The following is a 22,612-nucleotide window of genomic DNA, read 5'->3' as shown; positions in this document are numbered from 1 at the left end:
TGACGTAGAGTTGTGGCTCTCTGCGGACGTGGCGTTGGCAGGATAGCATGGGACAGCAGGATGAAAGAGTGCATGGCAGGCCGCTTCAAGGCCATCTGGACAGAGGCAGAAAGCACTCTGGTGGCGCCTGACAAGACCGGGAAGACAGCCGTGGCGATTCGCGCATGGCGTGGGGCGCGGCGGGTCTCCTCGCTGTGCCTCGCTCTGTTGGCGGCAGGCCTTGCCCCGTCAGCCTTGGCGGCGCACGCGTCAGTGCCCCCTGCAAGGGAGTCTCACCCGCTCAGGGCCAACGAATGCCTGCCGGCGCCCAAGGGCAAGGTCGTACTGACCATCAGCGGCGTGGTGACGTGTGGCAATGCCGGCAGTGAGACGTCGCCATTGGCTCGCTTTGACATGCCGATGCTGGAGGCGCTGCCCTCGCGCGTGAATGCCACCCACACGCCATGGACCCAGGGAGTCGTCCGCTTCAGCGGGCCCTTGCTGCGCGAGCTGATCCAGCGGGTGGCGCAGGATGTCTCGACGGTGAGCGTGAAGGCCATCAATGACTTTTCCGCCGATATCCCGATGTCGGATATCACGCGATACGAGGTGTTGCTGGCGACGCGCCGCGATGGCGAGCCGATGCCGGTACGGGATTTCGGTCCCTTGTTCATCCTCTATCCCTTCGATGCCCATCCGGAACTGATGACGGAAGAGATTCGCTTCCGTAGCGTCTGGCAGGTCAACGGGCTGGTGCTGCGATGACCAAGGCTGCGATGACCAAGGCTGCGATGACGGATGTCGTCAAGTCGCCTTCGGGCGCCGTCGTCCCGGGCATCCTCGTCCTGGGGCCCCCCTTCCTCAGGTACCCTCTGGCTCGCGCTTGAATCGGATCTTCTCGTCTCCCTCGTCCACGCCCGGCAACCCACATGATGGTGAGCCGTCTTCCCCCTCGTCGGTGGCGGGCTCCCCTGCATCACGGGATGAGGTGCCGGGCGGCGAGGCAGACTCGCACGCCATGCATGCTCTGGCCCAGGCGCCACGGACACGCTGGCCGCTGTGGGTCGGCATGGCCATCATCATCGCCTTGCTGCTGGCGGCCGTGGGAGTGGGCGGTGTCATCCTCCACAACCAGGTAAAGCTCGAGAATCGCACTCGCGATGATGCCGTCTGGACGGTCTATCAGCTGGACCGCGAGGCCATCACCCTCACCAATTCCCTCGCGCGCTATGCCCAGGCGCAGGGCGTGAAGCGTGGTACGGCCTGGCAGGAGGTGCTGGAGGATTTCGAGCTGCTCTACAGCCGGACCTTCATCTTCCGGCGCGGCGACTTCCGTCATCATCTGATGAGCCTGGCCTCGGTGCCCATGCTGGCCGATGAGGTGATGAGCCAGATCGACTACCTCGACATCCGACTGGGCGTATGGCGGGAAGAGGGGGAGTGGCGGAAGGAGGCAAAGTGGCGTGAGGGCAGAGAGTTGCCGGACGCCGCCTCTGTCGCGAGGCTGCAGACGCTGAGCGACGAGATCAGTGACGTCACCCAGACGTTGCTGCTGCGGGTGAGAGCCCAGCTTGCCGAGGAGTCCACCCAGGAACGCCAGCAGCGCGATCGACTCGTGCATTGGATGCTGTTGCTGCTCGGGCTGATGGTACTGACGACCCTGCTGGTCAGTCGCCAGGTCTGGCTGCAGGCCCGTGCGCGGGAGCAGGCCCGCCAACAGCTGCTGAGCCTGTCCACGGCCCTCAAGCATGAAGCCGAACGCGCCGAGCAGGCCAGCCGTGCCAAGTCCGAATTCCTCGCCACCATGAGTCATGAGATTCGCACGCCGCTCAACGGTGTCATCGGCATGAGCGAGCTGCTGCTGGCCGAGCCGCTGGACAACAGCGCACACCGGTATGCCACCAGCCTGCGTGACAGCGGGGAGGTGTTGATGGGGCTGGTGGATGACGTGCTGGACTTCTCGAAGATCGAGGCCGGCAAGTTGACCGTCGAGCGGCGACCCTTCGATCTCCAGCAGGCCGTCGATGGCGTCATCGATCTGTTGCTGCCGCAACTGGACAGTACCCGTGTGGCCTTCGTCGATCATCGCTCGGCCCAGCTGCCACGCTGGGTCATGGGAGACTCCGTTCGCCTGCGTCAGGTGCTGCTCAACCTGTTGTCGAACGCCTTCAAGTTCACCCGGCACGGCAGGATCACCCTGATGGTGCATCCGCTGCCGGCGGGGCGAGTCCGTTTCGAGGTCAATGACACCGGTATCGGCATCAGCGAGATGCAGGCCGAGCGCCTGTTCGAGCCCTTCACCCAGGGGGATGCCTCGATCGCACGGCGCTTCGGCGGCACCGGACTGGGACTGGCCATCGCGCGCCGCCTGGTGGAGCTGATGGGGGGGCGTCTGGGCATGAACTCCCGCGAGGGTGAAGGCGCCTGTTTCTGGTGCGAGTTGCCGCTGCCGCTTGCCCCCATGAGCCCGCCGCAGACCGACTCCCACGCGCCTCTGCCGCTCAGCCGTGGAGAGAAGGTGCTGGTGGTGGATGACAACCACATCAATCGTGAAGTGGCGCGCGCCATGCTCTGCAGTCTCGGCTATGCGGTGACGGTGGTCGAGAGCGGTCAGGCGGCGCTGGACTGGTGTACGGAAAACGACGATATCGTGCTGGTGTTGCTGGATCTGCGCATGCCGCGGATGGATGGTTTCGCCGTGGCACGAGGCTTGAGGGCTCTGGAGCGGCGCGACGGACGCACCGCCAGCTTGATCGTGGCGATGACCGCCAATGTGGAGGCCGGTGAACGGGCGCGCTGTCTCGCGGCCGGCATGAATGACTTCCTCTCCAAGCCGATGCGCCGTCACCAGGTCGCCACCATGCTGGCGCGCTGGCAGCTGCGGGACGGAGGCCTGGCTGGCTGGCATCAGAGTGAGGCGGAACCGGACTGGGGGGGCGAGCCGGGGATCCGCCTTCGCGGCGACGCCGGGGGTGAGGCTCAGCGTGATGCTCAAGGGAAAGCATCGCCGGGAGCATGCGCCGAGACGCCAGGCCGCCCAGGGCCGGCACCACAAGCCCGTCATCTGGCGAGCCCATCCCCCTCCAGCTTGCGCGATGAGCTGGACACCGCCAGCATCGCCGAGCTCGAGAAGGCCTTCGATGCTCAGCTGACGGAGCAGCATCAACGTCTGACCCGTGCGCTGGCGCAAGGGGATCTGGCGCAGCTCACCCATGAGGCGCATCTGCTCAAGGGCAGTGCCGCAGCGCTGGAGCATGACCTGCTGAGCGATGCCGCGGAGCTGCTTGAACAGCACCTCGCCCGGCAGGCACCCCAGGGACGTATCGAGGCCGCCGTGGATGCGCTGCTGGCGGAAATACGTGAGCATCGTGCCACGGTGGGCGGGCAGGATAGCTGAACCGGTCGCGGGGCCGGGCCCGACGGCGCGTGAGGCGTCTAGCGGCGACGCAACTCGCGTTCCACCAGGGTCAGGCCCGGCGTGATATCGCTCTGGATGGCGGCGAGCGCCAGGGTGAGGGTGGTATCCGCGATGCGCTGGTGGCACTGGGGCAGCGAGTGGATCGGCAACGGCAGGAAGTCGAGCAGGCGATCATCGCCGAAGCTGGCCATCGCCCTGGGGGCGTTGACAGGTGGGCCCTTCGAGAACAGCACGTCCAGCACGCCATCCATCAAGGTGTAGGAGGCGGTCACGATCGCCTCCGGCATGGGCGAGTGCGCGAGGTATCCGCGCAGTGCCTCGGCACCGGCGGCGCGCTCATAGCGGGCGGCGTGCAGTGTCGTCGCCTCAAGCGGCGTCTGGCTCTGATGGGTCTCGAGCGCCGAGCGCATGCCCTGGGCACGTTCCCGCGATATCTCGAGTTCCGGCAAGGCATCCAGCCACAGCAGGTCTCGTGGTGAATGCTCAAGCACCGCACGGGTCAGCTGGCTGGCGGCATCGGCATTGTTGCTGACCACGCTGGCGAAGTGGCGCGTGTCCAGTGCGCGGTCCACCCCGATCACCGGGAAGCCATCCAGCGTCAGTTCGCGGTAGAAGGGATCATCCGGTGCCAGACAGCTGGCGGTGATCAAGGCATCGACCCTGCGAGCCTTGAGCATGCGGGCCAGTTCGCGCTCCGTGTCGGGGATGTCGTCGGAGCAGACGATGAACAGCTGATAGTCGCGCTCGCGGGCACCGCGTTCCAGCAGCTTGGCGAGGCGTGCGTAACTGGCATTCTCCAGATCGGGCAGCATGAACCCCAGTGTCCGGCTTTCCCCACGGCGCAGGGCGGCTGCCTGGGCATCGATCCGGTAGTGATGGCGTTGCACCACCGCCATCACGCGCTCGACCGTCTGTGGGCTGATACGTCGTGCCTGTGCCTGCCCATTGACCACATAACTGGCGGTGGTACGTGAAACGCCTGCAAGACGCGCGATTTCTGCCAGGGTCATGCCACTGTCCTTGCTGGAAGAGGGAGAACGGGACCTGCGAGCTCCATGTGCGAGGAATGATGCTCACTTGTGGCCTGAGGTGCAAATCCTCACTGATGACGGTATCCCTCGACCAACCCCTCGCAACCCCGCACCACAGGCGGCTCTACGCCCAATGTCTAGTCAGGAAAACCGCGCATCTGCATGGCATTCACTTGATCACGCGCAAGAAAACGGCCAGCATGAATCCATTGAGGTGACACGATTCAGCAGTATTCGTCATCACGCCACGCCGCCGCTACCCTTGTGGTACTCGCCCGATGAAGTGCCGGTGCGTCAGATGTCACGCCCGCGCCGCACGTCACACATCCAGGCCTCTTGCCAGAGAGGGGCCTCAAGGAGCCCGCCATGCTCAGCCTTGCTCATGAGGATGTCCTCCTCGCCGCCCACGCCAATGACTGGCGCGATGCCCTGAATCAGGCCGCTGATGCCCTGGTCGCCGGTGGGCGCGCCACGCCGGCCTATCGTGAAGGTCTGCTGGCTCGCGAAGCGCAGTCTTCCACCTACCTGGGGCAGGGCATCGCGATTCCCCACGGGACACCCGACAGTCGTGAGGCCGTGCTGGCCACCGGCGTGCGTGTCCTGCAATTCCCGCAGGGGGTGGAGTGGCACGATGGCAACCGTGTCTTTCTGGTGGTGACCATCGCGGCGCAGTCCGATGAGCACCTCGATATCCTGCGTTCCCTGACGCGTGTGCTGGACCGCGAAGGCGTCAGTGAGCGCCTGGCATCCGCGACGACCGCGGAGCAGATTCTCGCCGAGCTTGGCCGCGAGGTGATTCCGCCACGTCTGGATGCCGATACCGTGCTGTGTGGCTTCCCGGCACGCGACCGCGATGAGCTGGTGCTGGCAGGCGCGGCGCGATTGCGTCAGGCCGGTTGCGTCGGGGACGGCTTTCTCACCGCGATGCTCCAGACCGAGCCGAACGCTCTGGGCCAGGGCATCTGGCTGGTGCAGTCCCGACAGGACGTGAGCCAGCCGGCGCTGTCCGTGGTCACGCCCGAGAAGGCGCTGGATACCCGTCACGGGCGCATCAACGCCGTGGCCTGTCTGGCACTGGACGCTGATGGCGGGCAGCACCGCGTGTTGCTGGAGCGTCTGCTGACGCTGCTGGAAGATGGCGCAGGCGAGCGCCTGCCGGGGCTGTCCACCTCTGCTCTGCTGGCTCGGCTGCTGGGGGAGTCCTCCACGGCACAGCTGGCGAGCGTGACGCTGCTCAATGCACATGGCCTGCATGCCCGTCCCGCCAAGCAGCTGGTGCAGGCCGCGCGGGACGCCGGCGAGAGTTTCGGCATCATTCCCTCGCTGCGCCTCGAGCAGGGGGAAGGCGGTATCGTCAGTGCCGCCAGCCTCACCAAGGTGCTGGGGCTGGGAGCACGTCGTGGCCAGACGCTGGTCTTCAGTGCCAACGGCGAGGATGCCCGGGCCAATCAGGCCGCGCTGGATGCCATGGTCGCGGCGGTCAAGGCAGGACTTGGCGAGTCCGTGGAGCCGCTGATGGACCAGCGTCCCGAGGCCAGTGCGCCGGATGCCCAGCCGGCTTCCGACAAGGTGGCAGCCCCCGAGGCCGACAGTGTCGTGCCGGCGGTGGCGGCCTCGCCGGGCATGGCCATCGCGCCCTGCTGGGTGATGTATCAGCCGCGCTTTCTCTATGAGGCGCGCAGCGATGCGGGCGCCGAGCACGAGGCCCAGCGACTGGCGAGCGGCATCCAGACGGCGCGTGAGCAGCTTCAGGAGCTGGTCAATCGGGCCGAAGGCGCCGAGATGGCCGAGATTCTCTCCATGCACGAAGAGATGCTCGGCGACCCGGAGCTGTTTGCCGCGGCGCGCGAGAGTCTCGAGGAAGGCCACAGTGCCGAGGCTGCCTGGTGGTCCGCCATCGACAGCGCCGCGCGTGCCCAGGAAAACCTCGCGGACCGTCTGCTGGCCGAGCGCGCCGCTGACCTGCGCGACGTCGGGCGCCGTGTGCTCGGCGTGCTCACCGACACGCCGCTGCCCAGCGCCCCCGAGACGCCGCATGTGCTGGTGACCGAGGATATCGGCCCGTCGGATGTGGCGCGTCTGGATACCTCCCGGGTGCGTGGACTGGTCACGGCCCTGGGCGGGGCCACCTCGCACAGCGCGATTCTGGCGCGTTCACTGGGCATTCCGGCGGTGGTCGGGGCTGGCCCGAGCGTGCTGGCGATCGCCGATGGCAGCGAGTTGATCGTCGATGGTGAGCGCGGGCGTGTCAGCGTGATGCCTTCCGCCAGTCGTCGCGCCCGGGCCGAAGAGGCGATCGCCGGCCATGAACAGCGTCAGGCCGCGGCCTGGGAAACCCGCATGGCGCCAGCCATCACCCGGGATGGCCATCAGGTCGAGGTGGTGGCCAACCTGGGCAATACCGCGCATGCCGGCGACGCCGTCGAGCGCGGTGCCGAAGGGGTCGGCCTGCTGCGGACCGAATTCGTGTTCATGGCCCATCCGCAGGCACCGGATCTCGCCACCCAGACCGCCCAGTACGGTGAGGCACTCGATGCGCTGGATGGCCGCCCGCTGGTGGCACGCACCCTGGATGTCGGCGGTGACAAGCCGCTGCCGTACTGGCCGCTGCCGCGAGAGGACAATCCCTTCCTCGGGCTGCGTGGCATCCGTCTGGCGCTGACGCGTCCGGAAGTGCTTGAGACTCAGGTCAGGGCACTGCTGATGGCGGCAGGCTCCCGCCCGATCCGCCTGATGTTCCCGATGGTCAAGGACCTTGCCGAACTGCGCGCTGCACGTGCCATCGTCGAGCGCGTACGCAGCGAGCTGGACGCCGCCCATGAAGCCGAGCACGGCCAGCCGCTGGTGCGTGACGTGCAGGTCGGCGTGATGATCGAGATTCCCTCGGCGGCGCTGACGGCCGCCAGCATCGCCCCCGAAGTCGATTTCTTCTCGGTGGGCACCAACGATCTTACCCAGTACACCCTGGCCATCGACCGCGGCCATGCCACGCTCTCCGCACAGGCCGACGGGCTGCATCCGGCAGTGCTGCGTCTGATCGAGATGACGGTGGCGGCCGCGCATGCCCATGGTGCCTGGGTCGGCGTCTGCGGTGAGCTGGCCAGTGATGATCAGGCCGTGGGTGTGCTGGTCGGCCTGGGGGTGGATGAACTGTCCGTCTCCAGTCGCCAGATTCCGCTGGTCAAGGCGCGGGTGCGTGAGCTGGATCTGACCATGGCGCGCGAACAGGCACGCGTCGCCCTGGCGCAGCCGACGTCGGAAGACGTGCGCAGTGCGCTGGACAGCCTGATCGAACAGAACGCCCAACCCCATCCCCGGCAGGAGGAGCAGGTGTGATGACAGCTTCCCATCACTCGCCATCACACCCGGCCGCTGACTGTCCCGTGCTGTGCGTGACGCTCAATCCTGCGCTGGATCTGAGCATCGGGCTGGACAGTCTGACGCTGGGAACGGTCAACCGTGCACGCAGTCATCATCTGGAAGCCGCGGGCAAGGGCATCAACGTGGCGCGCGTGCTGGCGACGCTGGGCCACCCGGTGACCTTGAGCGGCTTTCTGGGGGCCGACAATCAGGCCGATTTCACCGTGGCCTTTGCCGACTGGGGACTGGTGGACGCCTTCGAGCGAGTGGCCGGTGCGACGCGCATCAACGTCAAGCTTGGCGAGGCCAGTGGCCGGGTCACCGACGTGAACGGTACCGGCATGCGGGTGGACGAGGACGCCCTGGCGCGCCTGGAAGCGCGCATCGATGACTGGATCGACCGCCAGCAGGCCGAGGGCAATCTGCCACGTTGTGCGGTGGTGATCGCCGGCAGTCTGCCGCCGGGGATCAGCCATGCCCAGCTGGCAGCACTGGTGAGTCGCGTGCGCGAACGCCATGTCGCCTGCTGGCTCGATACCAGCGGTGCCGCGCTGGAAGCGGGGCTGGCGGTGCCGCCCACGGCGGTGAAGCCCAATGAACAGGAGCTGGCGCTGTGGGCCGGGGAGCCGCTGGACAGTGATGCGGCCCGCGAGCGTGCGCTCAGGCGTCTGATCGATCACGGCATCGAGCAGGCGCTGATCTCCGCCGGGCCGGAAGGCGTGCTGTGGGCCAGCCCCGGCGCCGCCATGCTGCGCGCTCGGCCGCCGCGCATGCAGGTCGTCAGTACCGTCTGCGCCGGCGATACCCTGCTGGCCGCCATGCTGCATGGCGTGCTCTGTCAGCCCGATGCCTCACCCGAAGATCGCAAGCGGATTCTGCGCCATGCCACCGCACTCTCCGCCGAGGCCGTGACCCATCCCGGTCCCGGCAATCCGCTTGCCACCACACTCAAGACCCTCCAACAACACACCAGCATCGAGACATTGGCGTCTGCCGATGTCGAGACAGCCGGAGAGCCACGCCAATGAACGTCATCATCGTCACCGCCTGCCCGAGTGGCATGGCGACCACCTTCCTGGCGGCGCGCCGCCTGGAGCAGGCCGCGCGTCGTCGTGGCTGGAATCCGATCATCGACATGCGCTCGCGCATCGAACCCGAGATCACCCTCAGCGAGGCGCAGCTGGCGGAGGCGGAGCTGGTGCTGATCGCCGCATCGCCGCTGGCCAGCGTGGCGCTGGACGACTTTCTCGGCAAGCGGGTGCATCTGGCCCCCATCGAGGATGCGCTGCCGGACCCGCAGGCCTTTCTGGAGCTGGCCGACTCGCGTGCCCGGGTGCTGGAGCGCAAGGACATCGCGGCCCTCACGGACTCGGCCGCACCCGCGTCTGCTGCCGGTGAGACACCCGTCACGTCGTCCCGGGGGCCGTCCATCGTGGCGGTCACGGCCTGTCCCACCGGTGTGGCGCATACCTTCATGGCCGCCGAGGCACTGAGCGAGGCCGGGCGGACGCTGGGCTATCCGACCCGTGTCGAGACCCAGGGCTCGGTCGGTGCCCAGGATGCGCTGACCGAACAGGAGATCGCCGAGGCCGAGGTAGTGATTCTGGCCTGTGACATCGAGGTCGACCCGACCCGCTTCGCCGGCAAGCGCGTCTGGCGCACCTCCACCGGTACCGCGCTCAAGAAGCCGCGCGACACCATCGAGCAGGCGCTGGAAGGTGCTGAGGTGGAATCCGCCACGGCCTCTGGCGGTCAGAGCGGCCAGCAGAAGGGCGAGAAGCGCGGTCCCTACAAGCACCTGCTGACCGGGGTGTCCTTCATGTTGCCGATGGTGGTGGCAGGCGGCCTGATGATCGCGCTGTCCTTCGTGTTCGGCATCAAGGCCTTCGAGGAGGAGGGCACGCTGGCGGCGGCGCTGATGCAGATCGGTGGTGGCTCGGCCTTCAAGCTGATGATTCCGGTACTGGCGGGCTACATCGCCTACTCGATCGCGGACCGCCCGGGGATCACGCCGGGCATGATCGGGGGCTGGCTGGCCGCGACACTGGATGCCGGGTTCCTGGGTGGCATCATCGCCGGCTTCCTCGCGGGGTACACGGCCTCTGGGCTCAGTCGCTACGTGAAGCTGCCGCAGTCCATCGAGTCGCTCAAGCCGATCCTGATCATCCCGCTGGTGGCGAGCATGGTCACCGGGCTGGTGATGATCTACGTGGTCGGCACGCCGGTGGCGGGGCTGATGACGGCGCTGACCGAGTTCCTCGAGTCCATGGGCTCGGCCAACGCGGTCCTGCTGGGCATTCTGCTCGGCGCGATGATGTGCTTTGATCTGGGTGGGCCGGTCAACAAGGCCGCCTATGCCTTCGGGGTCGGCCTGCTGGCCAGCGAGACCTACGCGCCGATGGCCGCGATCATGGCCGCGGGCATGGTGCCGGCGCTGGGCATGGGGCTGGCAAGCTTCATCGCACGTTCCAAGTTCGCCGAGCCGGAGCGTGAGGCCGGCAAGGCCAGCTTCATTCTCGGGCTGTGCTTCATCTCCGAGGGCGCGATTCCCTTTGCCGCCAAGGACCCGCTGCGCGTGATTCCCACCTGCATGGTCGGTGGCGCCGTGACCGGTGCCCTGTCGATGCTGGTGGGTGCCAAGCTGCTGGCGCCGCACGGTGGCCTGTTCGTGCTGCTGATCCCCAATGCCATCAACGTGCCGCTGATGTATCTGGGCGCCATCGTCGCCGGCACTCTGGTGACCGCAATCAGCTATGCGATGATCAAGAAGGGCGCACAGCAGGTCGAGACCGTCGCCGCGACCTGAGATGTCCGGTGCCTCGGGCACCCGTGACGTGATGGCGCAGACATGGAAAAGCCCCCGCCGGGAGACCGGCGGGGGCTTTTGCGTTGCAGGCCGAGCGTAGGCTCGGCACCGGATGACGACTCAGTCGATGTCGGTCTGCTTGCCGATCACGCCTGGCATCACCGGGGCTTCATTGACCGTATCGTTGCGCACGAAGGCCAGATGCTGCTGATAGGCGGTGACCACTTCATCGAGCACCTGAGCACGCGACAGGCCGTTGAGCTCCTGACCGCTGCCACCCTCGGAGAGGTGGACGGCCAGACGCAGGTAGTAGTCATCGTTGGCATCGATGAAGCTCGGCGTCTGGTGACGCACCGAACGCACCTGGTAGACGAAGTTGGAGGCATCCTCGAACTCGACTTCCAGTGTCACGCGCGGCAGCGGCTCGCCCTCTGCCGTCTCTTCACTGACCGAGGAGACCTGGCCGCGACGGTTGAGCTCTTCGGCCAGCTGATTGAGTGCCGGACGAATGGAGCGCTTCAGCGTTGCCTCGGCACTGCCGCTCTTGGCGAAGTCGAGCACGTGATCCAGACGCTCGTGCCAGTCGACACCCTCGTAGACGCAGCTGTTGTCCTGACGCACGTTCTCCTTGCGGTCCTCGATCATCAGCGCCTTGTACATGCCGATCATCATGAAGATCAGCACGATGGAGAAGGGCACGGCGGTGATCACCACGGCGCTTTGCAGCGCGCTCAGCCCCCCGACCATCAGCAGAGCCAGCGTCAGCAGGCCGATGATGGCGGACCAGAAGATGCGCAGCCAGATCGGTGCATCGTGGTTGACGTCCTTGAGGATGGACGTGAAGTTGGCCAGTACCAGCGCGCCGGAGTCGGCGGAGGTCACGAAGAACACGATCCCCAGAATCGCCACCACGGCGGTGGTGATGGTGGAGTACGGCAGCTGCTCCAGGAAGGTATAGATGGTGTTCTGCGGTGCGTTCAGGGCTTCGGTGGCCAGTGCGCTGACGCCCTGGTTGGCGACCATGTCGATGGCCGAGTTACCGAAGACGCTCATCCATACCATCATGAAGCTCAGCGGGATCAGCAGCGCACCGAACACGAACTGACGGATGGTGCGGCCACGTGAGATGCGCGCGAGGAACAGGCCCACGAACGGGGTCCAGGCGATCCACCAGCCCCAGAAGAACAGGGTCCAGCCGCTCATCCATTCATCGGTACCCGGCGTGTAGGCATAGGTATCGAAGCTCTTGGCGGTGAACTGGGTCAGGTAGTCACCGATGTTGAGCACCAGCGCGTTGAGCAGCTGGGAGGTGTCGCTGACGGCCAGCACGAAGATCAGCAGGGCGGTGGCCAGCAGCATGTTGAATTCGGACAGCAGGCGGATGCCCTTCTCGACACCGGTGATGACGGAAATCGTCGCCAGAATCATCACGCCGATGATCAGTGCCGCTTGCACGGCGAGGTTCTCGGGCACGCCCAGCATGAACTTGAGACCGTAGTTCAGCTGGATGACGCCGATGCCCAGTGAGGTGGCGATCCCGAACACGGTGGAGATGATGGCGAAGATATCCACGGCGTTGCCGATCGGGCCATTGATGCGGTTGCCCAGCAGCGGATAGAAGGCCGAGCGGATGGCCAGCGGCAGGCGGTGGCGATAGCTGAAGTACGCAAGCGACATGCCGGCGAGCACATAGATGCCCCAGCCGGAGAGCCCCCAGTGGAAGAAGGTTTCCACCATGGCGTTGCGGATCGCCGCCTGGGTCTCGGGGTCCCCCGTGACCGGTGCCACATAGTGGGACAGCGGCTCGGCGATGCAGTAGAACAGGATGTCGATGCCGATACCGGCGGCGAACAGCATCGCGGCCCAGGACATCAGCGAGAATTCAGGACGCGAGTCGTCCGGTCCCAGGCGGATGCGCCCGAAGCGTGAGCAGGCGATCAGCACACCGAAGACCAGATAGGCCACGATGGCCAGCATGTAGAACCAGCCGAAGGTATCGATGGTCCAGCTCAGGGCATTGCCGATCCACTGGTCAGCCAGTTCGGTGAACAGCATCGCGAAGGCGAGGAACGCCACGATACCGATGATCGATCCGTAGAAGACCGTCGGATTGATGCGACTCGAGGTCGGCGCAGCGCTCTCGGAGGAAGCGGGTTTCTGCATGAGGAACTCCTGTCATGGGGAAGTTTCACTCGTGCGTAGTGCTTTGCTGACAGCCTGCGGCTGTGGGGGCAACGGCAGGGTGTCAGCAAAGACGGACACGAACGGCACGGGCCTCGCTCAGCACCCGTCATGGGTAGCGCTGAAGCGGTGGCAGTGTCGACTGGCAGGCGGAGGAATGGCAGGTCCATCCGCAGGCAGCAGGCGAGAACGGCCTCAAGGCGATTCACGAAGGTCGGTCGGCGGGCGCCTCGGCAACGGCATGCCTGGCGACTGTCTCGCGACCTTCATCATGGTGAACGTTCACAGGGCGCTGCTGGACGTCAGAGACTGTCTTGCCAAGATCTCTGACTCCGACATCTGCGCGGCGCGAATTCCTTCGCGGTCAGTGCCGGGTCCGCTTTCCGCTGACGGTTGCAGGCATCCCCCTGCGGTGGCTTCTGTCATGGACACCGTTGCTCAATGCCCTGTCGTTCGAGAGAACCCTCGGACGGGGGAGCTCAGCAGTCAGGAAAGCACGACTCTCATCATCACGCCATGTAATGCTCAAGGCCTCGCAAAATTATTTTAATTGATTGTTCAATAAAAATATAACCCCCATTACCCAAAAAGACAGGGGGACTGTCGCTTTCTCTTATGAACCTGTCGCGATCCGTCGGGCGCGAGCCCTCATGCCAGAGCCTCCCGTCAGGAATGTCGCGGAGAGAGACATTTCTGTCGCCAATGGACGAAAACGACACCGCCCCGACCACCAGAAGGCGGCCGGGGCGGCATCGTTTTCGCGTTTTCTTCCCCACAAGACCGATCAGGGTCACTTCATGGGGCGTGTCTGGCTGGCACCTGAAAAGGGGAGTCGCCTCTCAGGTGCCGCGCATCAGGCCTGCGGAGCCGGCTCGCCCGGTCCCTCCTGCGGACCACCGTGCGGGCCGCCATGACGCATGCCATTGGCCATGAAGGCCTCCAGCGCGTCCAGCTGTTCGGCGGACAGGACATCAGCCAGTTTCTCGCGGCCTTCCTGACGCAGTTCCAGGCGCTGCTCCTTCATCTCCTTGCGCATTTCCTGACGGGCCGCGACACGCTCCTGTCTGGTGTCGGCATCCTTCATGGCATCCCGCATGTCGTCGTGCATCTCTTTCATGCTGTCATGCATCTCGTCACGCATTTCCTTGCGGACTTCCTTGAGCGCCTGCATCTGATCATCGCTCAGATTCCAGCTTGCCAGCAGGGCCTTCATGCCTTCGCGCTGCTGACGCTCCGCCATCTTCGGGCCGCGCTTGTCGCGCTGGTGCATCATGTCCAGCACCTTGATCTGGTCATCGTTGAGCACCTTGGCGAGGCGCTCGTGCTGCGTCTCGCGCAGTTCCTTGAAGGCGGCCTTGCGCGCTTCACGCGATTCGAAGTCGGTTTCCTTGAGCGACTTCATGTCGCCGCGCATGGCATCGAAGGAATCCTTGAGGGACGCACGCTGGTCCTCATCCAGGTTCCAGCTGTCGAACAGGGCGCCCATCAGTGCCATGCGCTGATCGCCATCGCGTCCCATGTGCTTGCCGCCGGCCGGCTTGTCCTTCATGGCCATCGGCTTGTCGCCATGCTTGTCGGCCCCATCAGGGCGCTTGGCATCATGCTTGCCATGCATCGGCTTGCCTGCGGCCCAGTAGGCTTCAAGCACCTTGACCTGGTTGTCGTCGAGAATCTCGGCGAGGGCCGCCTTGTGCTGGTCACGCTGGGCCTTGATGGCATCACGACGTGCTTCGCGAGAGTCGAAGGACTGTTCCTTGAGCTGCTTGCGGCTTTCCATCTGCTGCTGCTTCAGCGTTTCGAGCTTCTGTTTCTGAGCATCGCTGAGGTGCCAGCTGGCGAGAATCTTGTCCAGGCCTGCCTGGCGGCCGGCGGCACCGTCGTGCTGTTCCTGTTGCTTGACGCCGCTGGCGGCCATGGCGGTCATCGGCAGTGCCAGGGCGGTCAGCAGACCGGAAACGATGAGCTTGCGAGAAATGCGGTTCATGGCGTACTCCGTATGTCGAGATAAAGAACTGCGTTCGTGCGATATAGCGAGTATCGGCGGCGAATGTGCCGGGATTGTGCAAGTACTCGCGGGTAAGTGTGCAATGTGTCATGTCAGGATCTGCAACGCTGTCGCGGCAGCCTGCCACGAGGCCGTCAGTGCCGGGCTTGCTTGCCCGTGCTGGCCTTGTCGGGGTAGTGGCGATCGAAGTGCTGATGAAAACGGCTTGTCTGCTCGGCGTTCAGGATTCTGTCGACCTTGGCCAGATAGTCCTGACGGGCCTTGGCCAGCGCCTTTGCATCGTGGTGGCTCTCGGCCGCCTGACGCTGCTGGCGGTAGTGACGATATTGCGTGTCGAGGGTGTCGCGCTGACTGACGTTCAGGCTGATGCCATCCAGCAATACGCTCAGGGAGACATCGGCGGCGCTGGCGCTGCTCACGGTCAGCGGTGACACCATCAGCATGACGCTCAGCATGCCGGCACTGATCAGACGAGTGCGAGGACGCGCACGCTTGGCAGGACGGTGGGACATGGCGAATACCTCACTTGTGGCGTGAGCCCGAGCTCATGCGGCAGTCGATGTCGCGTACTCAGGCAGTGATGACAGTATCCGTCGCAGTTGGACAGCAAGTTAGCACCGCGGGTGCAACAAAAACGCAACCGCCGTCTGTGGTCACAGACGGCGGTTGTCATGTTGCTGAAAGGTTCGCGGGCCCGGGGAGAGGCGGGGAGTCAGTCCAGCACGTCAGGCTCGAACTTGTAGCCGACGCCATAGATGGAGCGGATCACGTCGCGCTCCGGCCAGGCACTGGCGATCTTGCGGCGAAGCTTCTTGACGTGGGAATCCACGGTGCGCTCCGAGACGATGCGGTGATCCCGGTACATGTGGTCCATCAGCTGATCGCGGGAGAAGATGCGCCCCGGTGATTGCATCATCACCTTGAGCAGCTGGAACTCGACGGCGGTCAGCCCCAGGTCATGGCCATCCGCCAGGGCCTGCCAGCCTTCTTCGTTGAGCGTCAGCTGGCCCTTGGCGGAGCTTTGCGAGAGCGTCTGGTCGAGTGCCTGACTGCGACGCAGCACGGCCTTGATGCGGGCGACCACCTCGCGCGGGCTGAAGGGTTTGCAGATGTAGTCATCGGCGCCCAGCTCCAGCCCCAGCAGGCGATCCACTTCCTCGACGCGCGCGGTCAGCATCACGATGGGCAGCAGGCCGTCTTCAGCGCGCAGCTGACGGCACAGGGTGAGGCCATCGGTGCCCGGCAGCATCAGGTCGAGCAGGACCAGTGCCGGTCTCTCGTCATTGACCGCGGCGATGACGGCATTGCCATCATCCACGTGGCGGGTGCGATAACCGCTGCCATTCAGATAATCGCACAGCAGGCTGGCGATCTTGGGCTCATCCTCGACCACCAGAATCAGTGGCTTGCGAGATTGTGCCTGGTCATCGGAGTGGTCGGCGTGAATGTCGCTCATGGTCAAGAGTCCTTGCGGATGAAAAAGAGTCAGTCTCAAGTAGACAACAGCGGCAGGCGAATGTCCCATCGCAGCCCGCCCAGTGTGGAGTGCCCCGGCACCAGCTCGCCTTCATGGGCACTCACTAGCGCGCTGGCGATGGCCAGCCCCAGCCCGCTGCCACCGCTTGAGCGATTGCGCGAGTTCTCGACGCGATACAGTCGCTCTGTGAGGTGGGCAAGCTCGGCGTCCGGCACGCCGGGGCTGGAATCCTCCCAGCGCACGATCGCCCAGCCGGGGTGGCCGGCTCCCTGGGCGGGGCTGGCGGCTTCGTGCAGCAGACTGACCTTGAGCCTGCCCGGTGCATCGGTATAGGCACGGGTGTTGCTGGCCAGGTTGCTCCACAGCTGATGCAGGCGTTGCGTGTCGCCCAGCACCCGCAGCGGCAGCGGGATGTCGGTCTCCAGTGCGATCCCGGCATCCGCCAGCCAGCCGCGCAGGTCGTCCAGGCTGTCACGGAGCTGGGTATCCAGCGCCAGCGGCTCGCGCCAGGCTTCCAGCGTACCGGCATCGCTCTGTGCCAGCAGGCGCAGGTCCGCCACCAGGCGATTGAGGGCGTCCACCTCCTGGGCCAGCGAGCCGAGGCTTGAATGGCTCATCGGGCGGAAGCCATCCTGCATGGCTTCAATCTCGCCCTTGAGCACCGCCAGGGGAGTCCGCAACTCGTGGGAGATGTCGCTGACCCAGCGCTGGCGGGAATCGCGATTGCTCTCCAGTGTCGCCGCCAGGGCATTGAAGTCCTCGGCCAGCCGCGACAGCTCATCCTGCCCGCGGACCGGCAGACGGGTGGCATAGTCGCCACTCGACAGGCGATTGGCACCAGAGGCCAGGTCACGGACGCGGTGCCCCAGCCACCAGGCGATCCCGGCGGCCGCCAGCAGCGAGGCGAAGGCGGATGAGAGCATGATGATGGCCAGATCGCGCGACTGACGTTCCAGATACTGGTCCTTGCCGCGCTTCAGCATCTCGCTTACCGGCAGATAGCCGAGTTCTCCGATCTTGCTGCCATCAAGCATCAGGTCCTTGAACTGCATGCCGGGAATGGGGCGCGGTGCCCCATTGAGACGCTGGCCATCGGCATCACGCAGCATGTAATCCTGTGGGCGCGTCATGTTGGGCCCCAGCAGCATGGCCTGCTCTCCGACCGGCGGGCGCGACATGCCGGGGCCGGGCATCATGCTGTCCTCCCGTCCCGGCGGGCGCGACATGCCGGGGCCGGGCATCATGCTGTCCTCCCGGCCTGGCGGCGGTGACATGCCGGGCCCGGGCATCATGCCGTCCTCTTCGCTCGGCGGGCGGGAGTGCACGATACGCCCCCAGTTGCGCCGACTCTTGAGCCATTGCCAACTGCCCTCGGCGGCATAGGCGCTGATCAGGTCCGTCGAGATCATCTCGACGCGCTCCTGCTGGGTCTGCTGCAGGTACTCGGCGAAGCCCTTGTCCATGCTCTTGGAAATGAACAGGTAGATGCTGCCGCCGATCACGACATTGGTCAGCAGCAGGATCACGAACAGGCGGACCGAAAGTCTCGAGCGCAGGGCGGTCACGGGTTGGATCATGACGCACGTTCCTCCTGAGACGGGGTGCGGGGCGGCAGTCCCAGCAGGCGACGCAGGCTGTGCTGCAGGTCTTCCAGCAGCAGATAGAGCGACGGCACCAGGATCAGCAGGATGACCGTCGCGAACAGGATGCCGAAGCCGATGGAAACGGCCATCGGGATCATGAAGCGAGCCTGGCGCGAGGTCTCGAAGATCATCGGCGCGAGACCGAAGAAGGTGGTCAGCGTGGTCAACAGGATCGGGCGCAGACGTCGCGTGGCGGCCATGATGATCGCCTCACGCGCACTGGCTCCGGCCAGCCGCTGGCGGTTGGCATAGTCGATGAGGACCAGCGCATCGTTGATGACGATGCCCGACAGCGCCAGCATGCCCATCAGGCTGATCACCGATAGCCCGTAGCCCATCAGTTGATGGCCGATCACCGCGCCGATCAGGCCGAAGGGGATCGCCGTCATCACCAGCAGCGGCTGCAGATAGCTTCTGAAGGGCAGGGCCAGCAGCAGATAGAGCGCCGCCAGGGTCAGCAGCAATGAGACCTGCAGGGACCCCAGATTGTCGGCGGTCTCCTCCTGACGCCCGCCATAGCCGATGCTCAGAGTTGGATACTGACTCTTCAGCTCGGGATAGACATCGCTTTCCAGACTGGTGATCACCTGACTGACCGCATCGGACGGCGTGACGTTGGCGGTGACCTCGATCACGCGGCGACCATCGATGCGCAGGATGCTGGAGGCGGCGCGCCCCTGTTGGATGTCGGCTACCAGTCCCAGCGGCACGCTGACGCCGTCGGCCGTCTGCACGCCGAAATTCTCCAGCTGGGCCAGACTCGCGCGCTGGGCTTCGGGCAACAGCACCTTGACCTCGACCTCATTGCGACCCTGCTGCTGCTTGAGTGCCGTGGCGCCGGACAGCGGTCCGCGCAGCTGGTTGGCCAGCGTCGCGCCGTCCAGTCCCAGCGAGCGTCCATAGGCATTGAGCTGCAGATAGAGCTCGCGCTTGCCGTCATCCAGGCCGCTGTCGATATCCGACAGCGAGCTGTAATCCTCAAGCGAGGTCGCCAGGGTCGCGGCGGCCGCCATCAGCGCGGCACTGTCGGAGGATGACAGTCGAATGGTGAGGCCCGCGCCGCGTCCCGGCCCGCCGATATCGGATTCGAACAGCAGCGATTCGGTATTGGCGATGGTGCCCGCTTCCTCACGCCAGGCCTTGATCAGCTGCGAGGGCGACCAGTTGTTCTCCACCGTGGTGTCCAGATTGGCGATGATGCTCAGCGAGTTGCCTTCTATCTCGGCGCTGGTGGAAAAGACCGCCAGGTCGGCTTCGCGCTCGCGTACGCGGTCCAGCGCCGCCAGCAGCAGGGTGCGCACTTCGCGGTCCTGGCTGATCGGGCTGCCCACCGGCAGATTGGCGGTGACGCCGGCGCGGTTGGATTCCACTCGTGGCATCAGCGAGAAGCCGAGACGGCCACTGGCCATCCAGGCCATCGCCAGCACCAGCAGCGCCAGGCCACAGATGGCGGTCAGACCACGGTAGTTCAGACACCCCTCGAGGAAGGGCTGGAAGCGCTGACGCGTGAAGCGCTCCAGTCCGTGCTGGACGCCGTGACGCACGCGGTCCAGCGGTGCCAGCCAGCGAATCGGCTTTTCGCTGGTGTGTCCCAGGTGCGCGGGCAGGATGAAGATCGCCTCGATCCAGCTCAGCGCGAAGATGCTGATCACCACCAGCGGGATGATGCCGAATATCAGCCCGAGGAAGCCGGGCAGGAACAGCAGCGGAATGAAGGCCACGATGTTGGACAGGATCGAGAACGCCAGTGGCACCGCGATCTCGCGTGCGCCGAGGATGGCGGCTTCGCGCATGCTGGCGCCGCGCTCGCGATGCGAGTGGATGTTCTCGCCGACGATGATGGCGTCATCCACCACGATGCCCAGCGCGATGATGAAGGCGAACATCGAGATCATGTTGATGGACACGCCGACCAGCGGCAGGAACAGCATCGCGCCCAGGAAGGCCGTGGGGATGCCCAGGGTGACCCAGAAGGCGAGGCGCGCCTCCAGGAACAGGCCCAGCAGCACCAGTACCAGCACCAGCCCCATCCAGGCGTTCTTGAGCAACAGTTCCAGACGGTCCTGGTAGACCAGCGAATCATCGTCCTCGACACTCAGCGTCAGGCCGCGCGGCAGGCTGGCGGACAGCTCCGGCAGCATCGCCATGGTCGCGGCGGACAGCTCGTTGGGTGTCTGGGAGCCGACCTGATAGATGTCCAGGCCGATCGCCGGTTCACCGTCATAGAGCACTTCCTTGTCACTGTCGGCGAAACCGTCGGTGACGGTGGCGATATCGCCCAGGCGGATGACATTGCCTTCCTGACTGGAGATCACCGGCAGCTGCGCGAACTCGGCGGCACCGTCGCGCCGCGCCTCGTAGCGCACCAGGTACTCGCCCTGCTGGGTGTCCAGGCTGCCGCCGGCCAGGTTGAGCGCCTGATTGCCGATCAGGCTGGCCACATCCTGATGCGAGAGGCCGTAACGGCGCAGCGCTCCTTCCTCCAGTGACACGTGCACTTCCCGGTCACGGATGCCGGTCAGCTCCACCTTGGTGATGTCGTTGCTGTCCAGCAGGCTCAGGCGCAGACGCTCGGCGACGTTGCGCAGGGTCTGGTCATCCGTCTGGCCGTGCAGCTTGAGTTCCATCACGCTGCGCGAGCGACCTGCCAGCGAGTAGACGGGCGGGTCGGACTCATCGGGCAGGGTGGTGATGCTGTCGATGGCCTGCTGGATGTCCTGGTAGGCGCGCATGGTCTCGACGCCATCCTGAAGCTCGATGGACAGTGAGCCGAGGCCTTCCTCGGCCGTGGCGGTGATCTCCTCGATCCCCTCCACGTCCTGCACCGCGGATTCCATGGCCTGCAACAGACTCTCGGACACTTCATCGGGGGTCGCGCCGGAATAGCTGACGCTGACGTTGATGATCTCGAGCTCGAAGGAGGGGAAGACCTCCTTCTTGATCTGGCTGGACATCAGCAGACCGCCGAGAATCAGACACAGCATCAGCAGGTTGGCGGCGACACCATGATCATGCATCCAGCGGATGGGGCCCTTGAGGCGCGATGGTGCCGTCATGAGTCACTTCCGGTGGTCGTGGCGCTCTTGTCGGCAACCGTGGCGGTCTTGTCACCAGTCGCGGTGTCCTGCTCAACTGTCGCGGTGCTCTTGTCGCCAGCCGTCGTCTTGTCGTCAGCCGCCTTGTTATCAGGGGTCCTGGTGGTCGGCGTCGGCGCATCACCGCGGGCACGCAGCGCCATGCCGGCCTCGACATTGCTCAAGGCACTCACGATGACCCGCTCGCCATCGCCCAAGCCTCCGGCGATCAGCAGGGTGTCGTTGCCCAGATGGCGCACGCCCACCGCACGTTTCTCCAGATAGCCATCCTCCGTCAGCACCCAGACCTGCTGGCCACTGCGCAGGGCGCTGACCGGCAGCTCGATCAGCGATGCGGTGCGCTGAGGTGTCAGAGTCGCTTCCACCACATCGCCCAGACGCAGGGCCGGCGTGCTGGCGCGCGCCTCCTCGGAGACGTCGAGCGCCAATGGGTCTTCCACTGCCACCATCACCTGAGTCAGCAGGCCGTTGTCCTCCAGGGACGGCAGGACGCTCCACACTTCGCCGCGCCGATGCTGGCCCTCCGGCCATGCCTTGCTGGACAGCAGGACCGGCGTGCCCTGTCCGTCACGGGCATGGGTCGAGAGCCATTCCATGTCGGCCTGCGGGAGATTGAGACGCACCCAGAAGCGGTCGGTGGCCACCAGCGTCAGCAGGTCGGTGAAGGCGTTGAGGTCACTGCCTTCGCCGACCAGACGCTCGCTGATCAGGCCGTCATAGGGCGCGCGGATCTCGGTACGTTCCAGATTGAGTCTGGCCTGGTCGCGGCTGGCGCGGGCACTGTCCACCGCGGCCTGAGCCGACTTGAGCTGAGGCTCGCGCAGCACCAGCGCTTTCTGCGCCGCCGGCAGGTTGCGACCGAAGGTCTTGTATTCCGAGGCCGCGCGGATCTGCTCGCCCTTTTCCGAGGCGAGGCTGGCTTCTGCCGTGGCGAGATCCGCCTCGGCCTGACGCAGCGCCAGCTGGTAATCCAGTTGGTCGAGGCTCGCCAGCAGCTGGTTCGCGCGGACTTCACGGCCCGCCTCGATGCCCTCGGGGAAGGGCGCCAGTTGACCGCTGACCCGGGTGGATACGGTCGTCTGGCGATCGGCGATCACGCGGCCGTAGCCTTCCAGTGTCGGTGCACTGGCCGTATGGCTGACCGTCACCACTTCCACGCTGGGAACCGGGGCGTCACTGGGCGCGCGCTTGGGGGCGCCGGGGCGGTGGGTCATCCACCAGGCCGCCAGCGCTATCGCCAGCGCGAGAATGATCAGCGCCAGCAGGCGCATCCAGATCAGACGGCGGGAGGAGGGTGGCTTGCTGCCAGTGGCGGAGGGTGGCGATGCCGGGGTTGGCGACTCAGGGCTGTTGTCCATGCGGACTCCGGACGAAAGATGTCAGGCCCTGATGCGCAACGCCCTCTGACCAGTCGCGAGAGCGCCGGGCAGAGACGTAGGATCATGGGCCAGAATGGCGGACGAAAGGGTGGATGATCGCATGATGTCATGCAGGCGCAATGCAAAAGTGGGAAATAGCGTGCAAGACGGCGTGATAGGGAATTCTGGCATTTGCCAGGCACAAAAAAAGCTGCCACACGCCGTGGCAGCTTTTCGTCAGCGCTCCGGGTCGCGGGTG

The 22,612-nt window shown here is 65.4% G+C and carries 13 protein-coding genes; 5 read left to right on the top strand and 8 right to left on the bottom strand.

The annotated features are described in order from the left end of the window. The first annotated feature begins 72 nt into the window (after positions 1-72). Together BOH68_RS14355 and BOH68_RS14350 are read left to right on the top strand one after the other, a co-directional pair. Complete coding sequence (locus tag BOH68_RS14355; protein ID WP_219815845.1) at positions 73-744, top strand: molybdopterin-dependent oxidoreductase; 672 nt, start codon at positions 73-75, stop codon at positions 742-744. A 118-nt stretch (positions 745-862) separates the two neighbouring features. Next, positions 863-3,376, top strand: a complete 2,514-nt coding sequence (locus tag BOH68_RS14350) for a hybrid sensor histidine kinase/response regulator (RefSeq protein ID WP_139345490.1) — start codon at positions 863-865, stop codon at positions 3,374-3,376. 38 nt (positions 3,377-3,414) lie between these two features. On the opposite strand, the gene cra is transcribed toward BOH68_RS14350, so the two are convergent. Continuing rightward, complete coding sequence (gene cra / locus BOH68_RS14345) at positions 3,415-4,407, bottom strand: catabolite repressor/activator (protein ID WP_077378370.1); 993 nt, start codon at positions 4,405-4,407, stop codon at positions 3,415-3,417. Between the two features lie 387 nt (positions 4,408-4,794). On the opposite strand from cra, the gene ptsP reads away from it, so the two are divergent. The 3 genes from ptsP to BOH68_RS14330 are packed head-to-tail and all read left to right on the top strand — an operon-like array spanning position 4,795 to position 10,594. Further along, positions 4,795-7,764 (top strand): phosphoenolpyruvate--protein phosphotransferase, encoded by a 2,970-nt coding sequence (gene ptsP / locus BOH68_RS14340; protein ID WP_077378373.1) that lies wholly within the window; start codon positions 4,795-4,797, stop codon positions 7,762-7,764. Then, on the top strand, positions 7,764-8,816 hold the full coding sequence (locus BOH68_RS14335) for a 1-phosphofructokinase family hexose kinase (protein ID WP_077378377.1): 1,053 nt from the start codon (positions 7,764-7,766) through the stop codon (positions 8,814-8,816). The genes ptsP and BOH68_RS14335 overlap by 1 nt, the downstream gene beginning before the upstream one ends. After that, positions 8,813-10,594 (top strand): PTS fructose-like transporter subunit IIB, encoded by a 1,782-nt coding sequence (locus BOH68_RS14330; protein WP_077378380.1) that lies wholly within the window; start codon positions 8,813-8,815, stop codon positions 10,592-10,594. Before BOH68_RS14335 ends, BOH68_RS14330 begins: the two co-directional genes overlap by 4 nt. Positions 10,595-10,714: 120 nt before the next feature. On the opposite strand, the gene betT is transcribed toward BOH68_RS14330, so the two are convergent. The 7 genes from betT to BOH68_RS14295 all read right to left on the bottom strand — a co-directional run bounded on the left by betT (position 10,715) and on the right by BOH68_RS14295 (position 22,353). Then, a complete protein-coding gene (gene betT, locus BOH68_RS14325) occupies positions 10,715-12,757 on the bottom strand; it encodes a choline BCCT transporter BetT (protein ID WP_077378383.1) in 2,043 nt (680 codons plus the stop codon). 871 nt (positions 12,758-13,628) lie between these two features. Then, positions 13,629-14,759: a Spy/CpxP family protein refolding chaperone gene (locus tag BOH68_RS14320; RefSeq protein WP_077378386.1), complete on the bottom strand. Its 1,131-nt coding sequence runs from the start codon at positions 14,757-14,759 to the stop codon at positions 13,629-13,631. Between the two features lie 155 nt (positions 14,760-14,914). Next, the gene (locus BOH68_RS14315) at positions 14,915-15,292 is read right to left on the bottom strand and encodes a hypothetical protein (protein ID WP_077378389.1); all 378 of its coding nucleotides are present in this window, start codon (positions 15,290-15,292) and stop codon (positions 14,915-14,917) included. Between the two features lie 200 nt (positions 15,293-15,492). Then, the gene (locus BOH68_RS14310) at positions 15,493-16,236 is read right to left on the bottom strand and encodes a response regulator (protein ID WP_077378392.1); all 744 of its coding nucleotides are present in this window, start codon (positions 16,234-16,236) and stop codon (positions 15,493-15,495) included. Between the two features lie 35 nt (positions 16,237-16,271). Beyond that, positions 16,272-17,834 carry a HAMP domain-containing histidine kinase gene (locus tag BOH68_RS14305; RefSeq protein ID WP_077378395.1) on the bottom strand — a complete coding sequence of 521 codons (1,563 nt, stop codon included), beginning with the start codon at positions 17,832-17,834 and terminating at the stop codon, positions 16,272-16,274. Then, on the bottom strand, positions 17,831-20,956 hold the full coding sequence (locus BOH68_RS14300; RefSeq protein WP_077378399.1) for an efflux RND transporter permease subunit: 3,126 nt from the start codon (positions 20,954-20,956) through the stop codon (positions 17,831-17,833). The genes BOH68_RS14305 and BOH68_RS14300 overlap by 4 nt, the downstream gene beginning before the upstream one ends. Next, entirely contained in the window at positions 20,953-22,353 is a 1,401-nt protein-coding gene (locus tag BOH68_RS14295) for an efflux RND transporter periplasmic adaptor subunit (protein ID WP_077378402.1), read from the bottom strand. The genes BOH68_RS14300 and BOH68_RS14295 overlap by 4 nt, the downstream gene beginning before the upstream one ends. Positions 22,354-22,612 lie beyond the last annotated feature (259 nt).

Origin of the sequence: Cobetia sp. MM1IDA2H-1, assembly GCF_002916775.2 — a bacterium.
Lineage (GTDB): Bacteria > Pseudomonadota > Gammaproteobacteria > Pseudomonadales > Halomonadaceae > Cobetia > Cobetia marina.
The sequence above is the reverse complement of the archived record's forward strand: the minus strand, read 5'-3'. Positions and strand labels throughout refer to the sequence as shown.

Coding starts and splice junctions, on each gene's coding strand:
- cra (WP_077378370.1), bottom strand. CDS start 4,407: ATGACCCTGGCAGAAATCGCGCGTCTTGCAGGCGTTTCACGTACCACC.
- BOH68_RS14355 (WP_219815845.1), top strand. CDS start 73: ATGGCAGGCCGCTTCAAGGCCATCTGGACAGAGGCAGAAAGCACTCTG.
- BOH68_RS14310 (WP_077378392.1), bottom strand. CDS start 16,236: ATGAGCGACATTCACGCCGACCACTCCGATGACCAGGCACAATCTCGC.
- BOH68_RS14335 (WP_077378377.1), top strand. CDS start 7,764: ATGACAGCTTCCCATCACTCGCCATCACACCCGGCCGCTGACTGTCCC.
- BOH68_RS14315 (WP_077378389.1), bottom strand. CDS start 15,292: ATGTCCCACCGTCCTGCCAAGCGTGCGCGTCCTCGCACTCGTCTGATC.
- BOH68_RS14320 (WP_077378386.1), bottom strand. CDS start 14,759: ATGAACCGCATTTCTCGCAAGCTCATCGTTTCCGGTCTGCTGACCGCC.
- BOH68_RS14295 (WP_077378402.1), bottom strand. CDS start 22,353: ATGGACAACAGCCCTGAGTCGCCAACCCCGGCATCGCCACCCTCCGCC.
- BOH68_RS14305 (WP_077378395.1), bottom strand. CDS start 17,834: ATGATCCAACCCGTGACCGCCCTGCGCTCGAGACTTTCGGTCCGCCTG.
- BOH68_RS14330 (WP_077378380.1), top strand. CDS start 8,813: ATGAACGTCATCATCGTCACCGCCTGCCCGAGTGGCATGGCGACCACC.
- ptsP (WP_077378373.1), top strand. CDS start 4,795: ATGCTCAGCCTTGCTCATGAGGATGTCCTCCTCGCCGCCCACGCCAAT.
- BOH68_RS14300 (WP_077378399.1), bottom strand. CDS start 20,956: ATGACGGCACCATCGCGCCTCAAGGGCCCCATCCGCTGGATGCATGAT.
- betT (WP_077378383.1), bottom strand. CDS start 12,757: ATGCAGAAACCCGCTTCCTCCGAGAGCGCTGCGCCGACCTCGAGTCGC.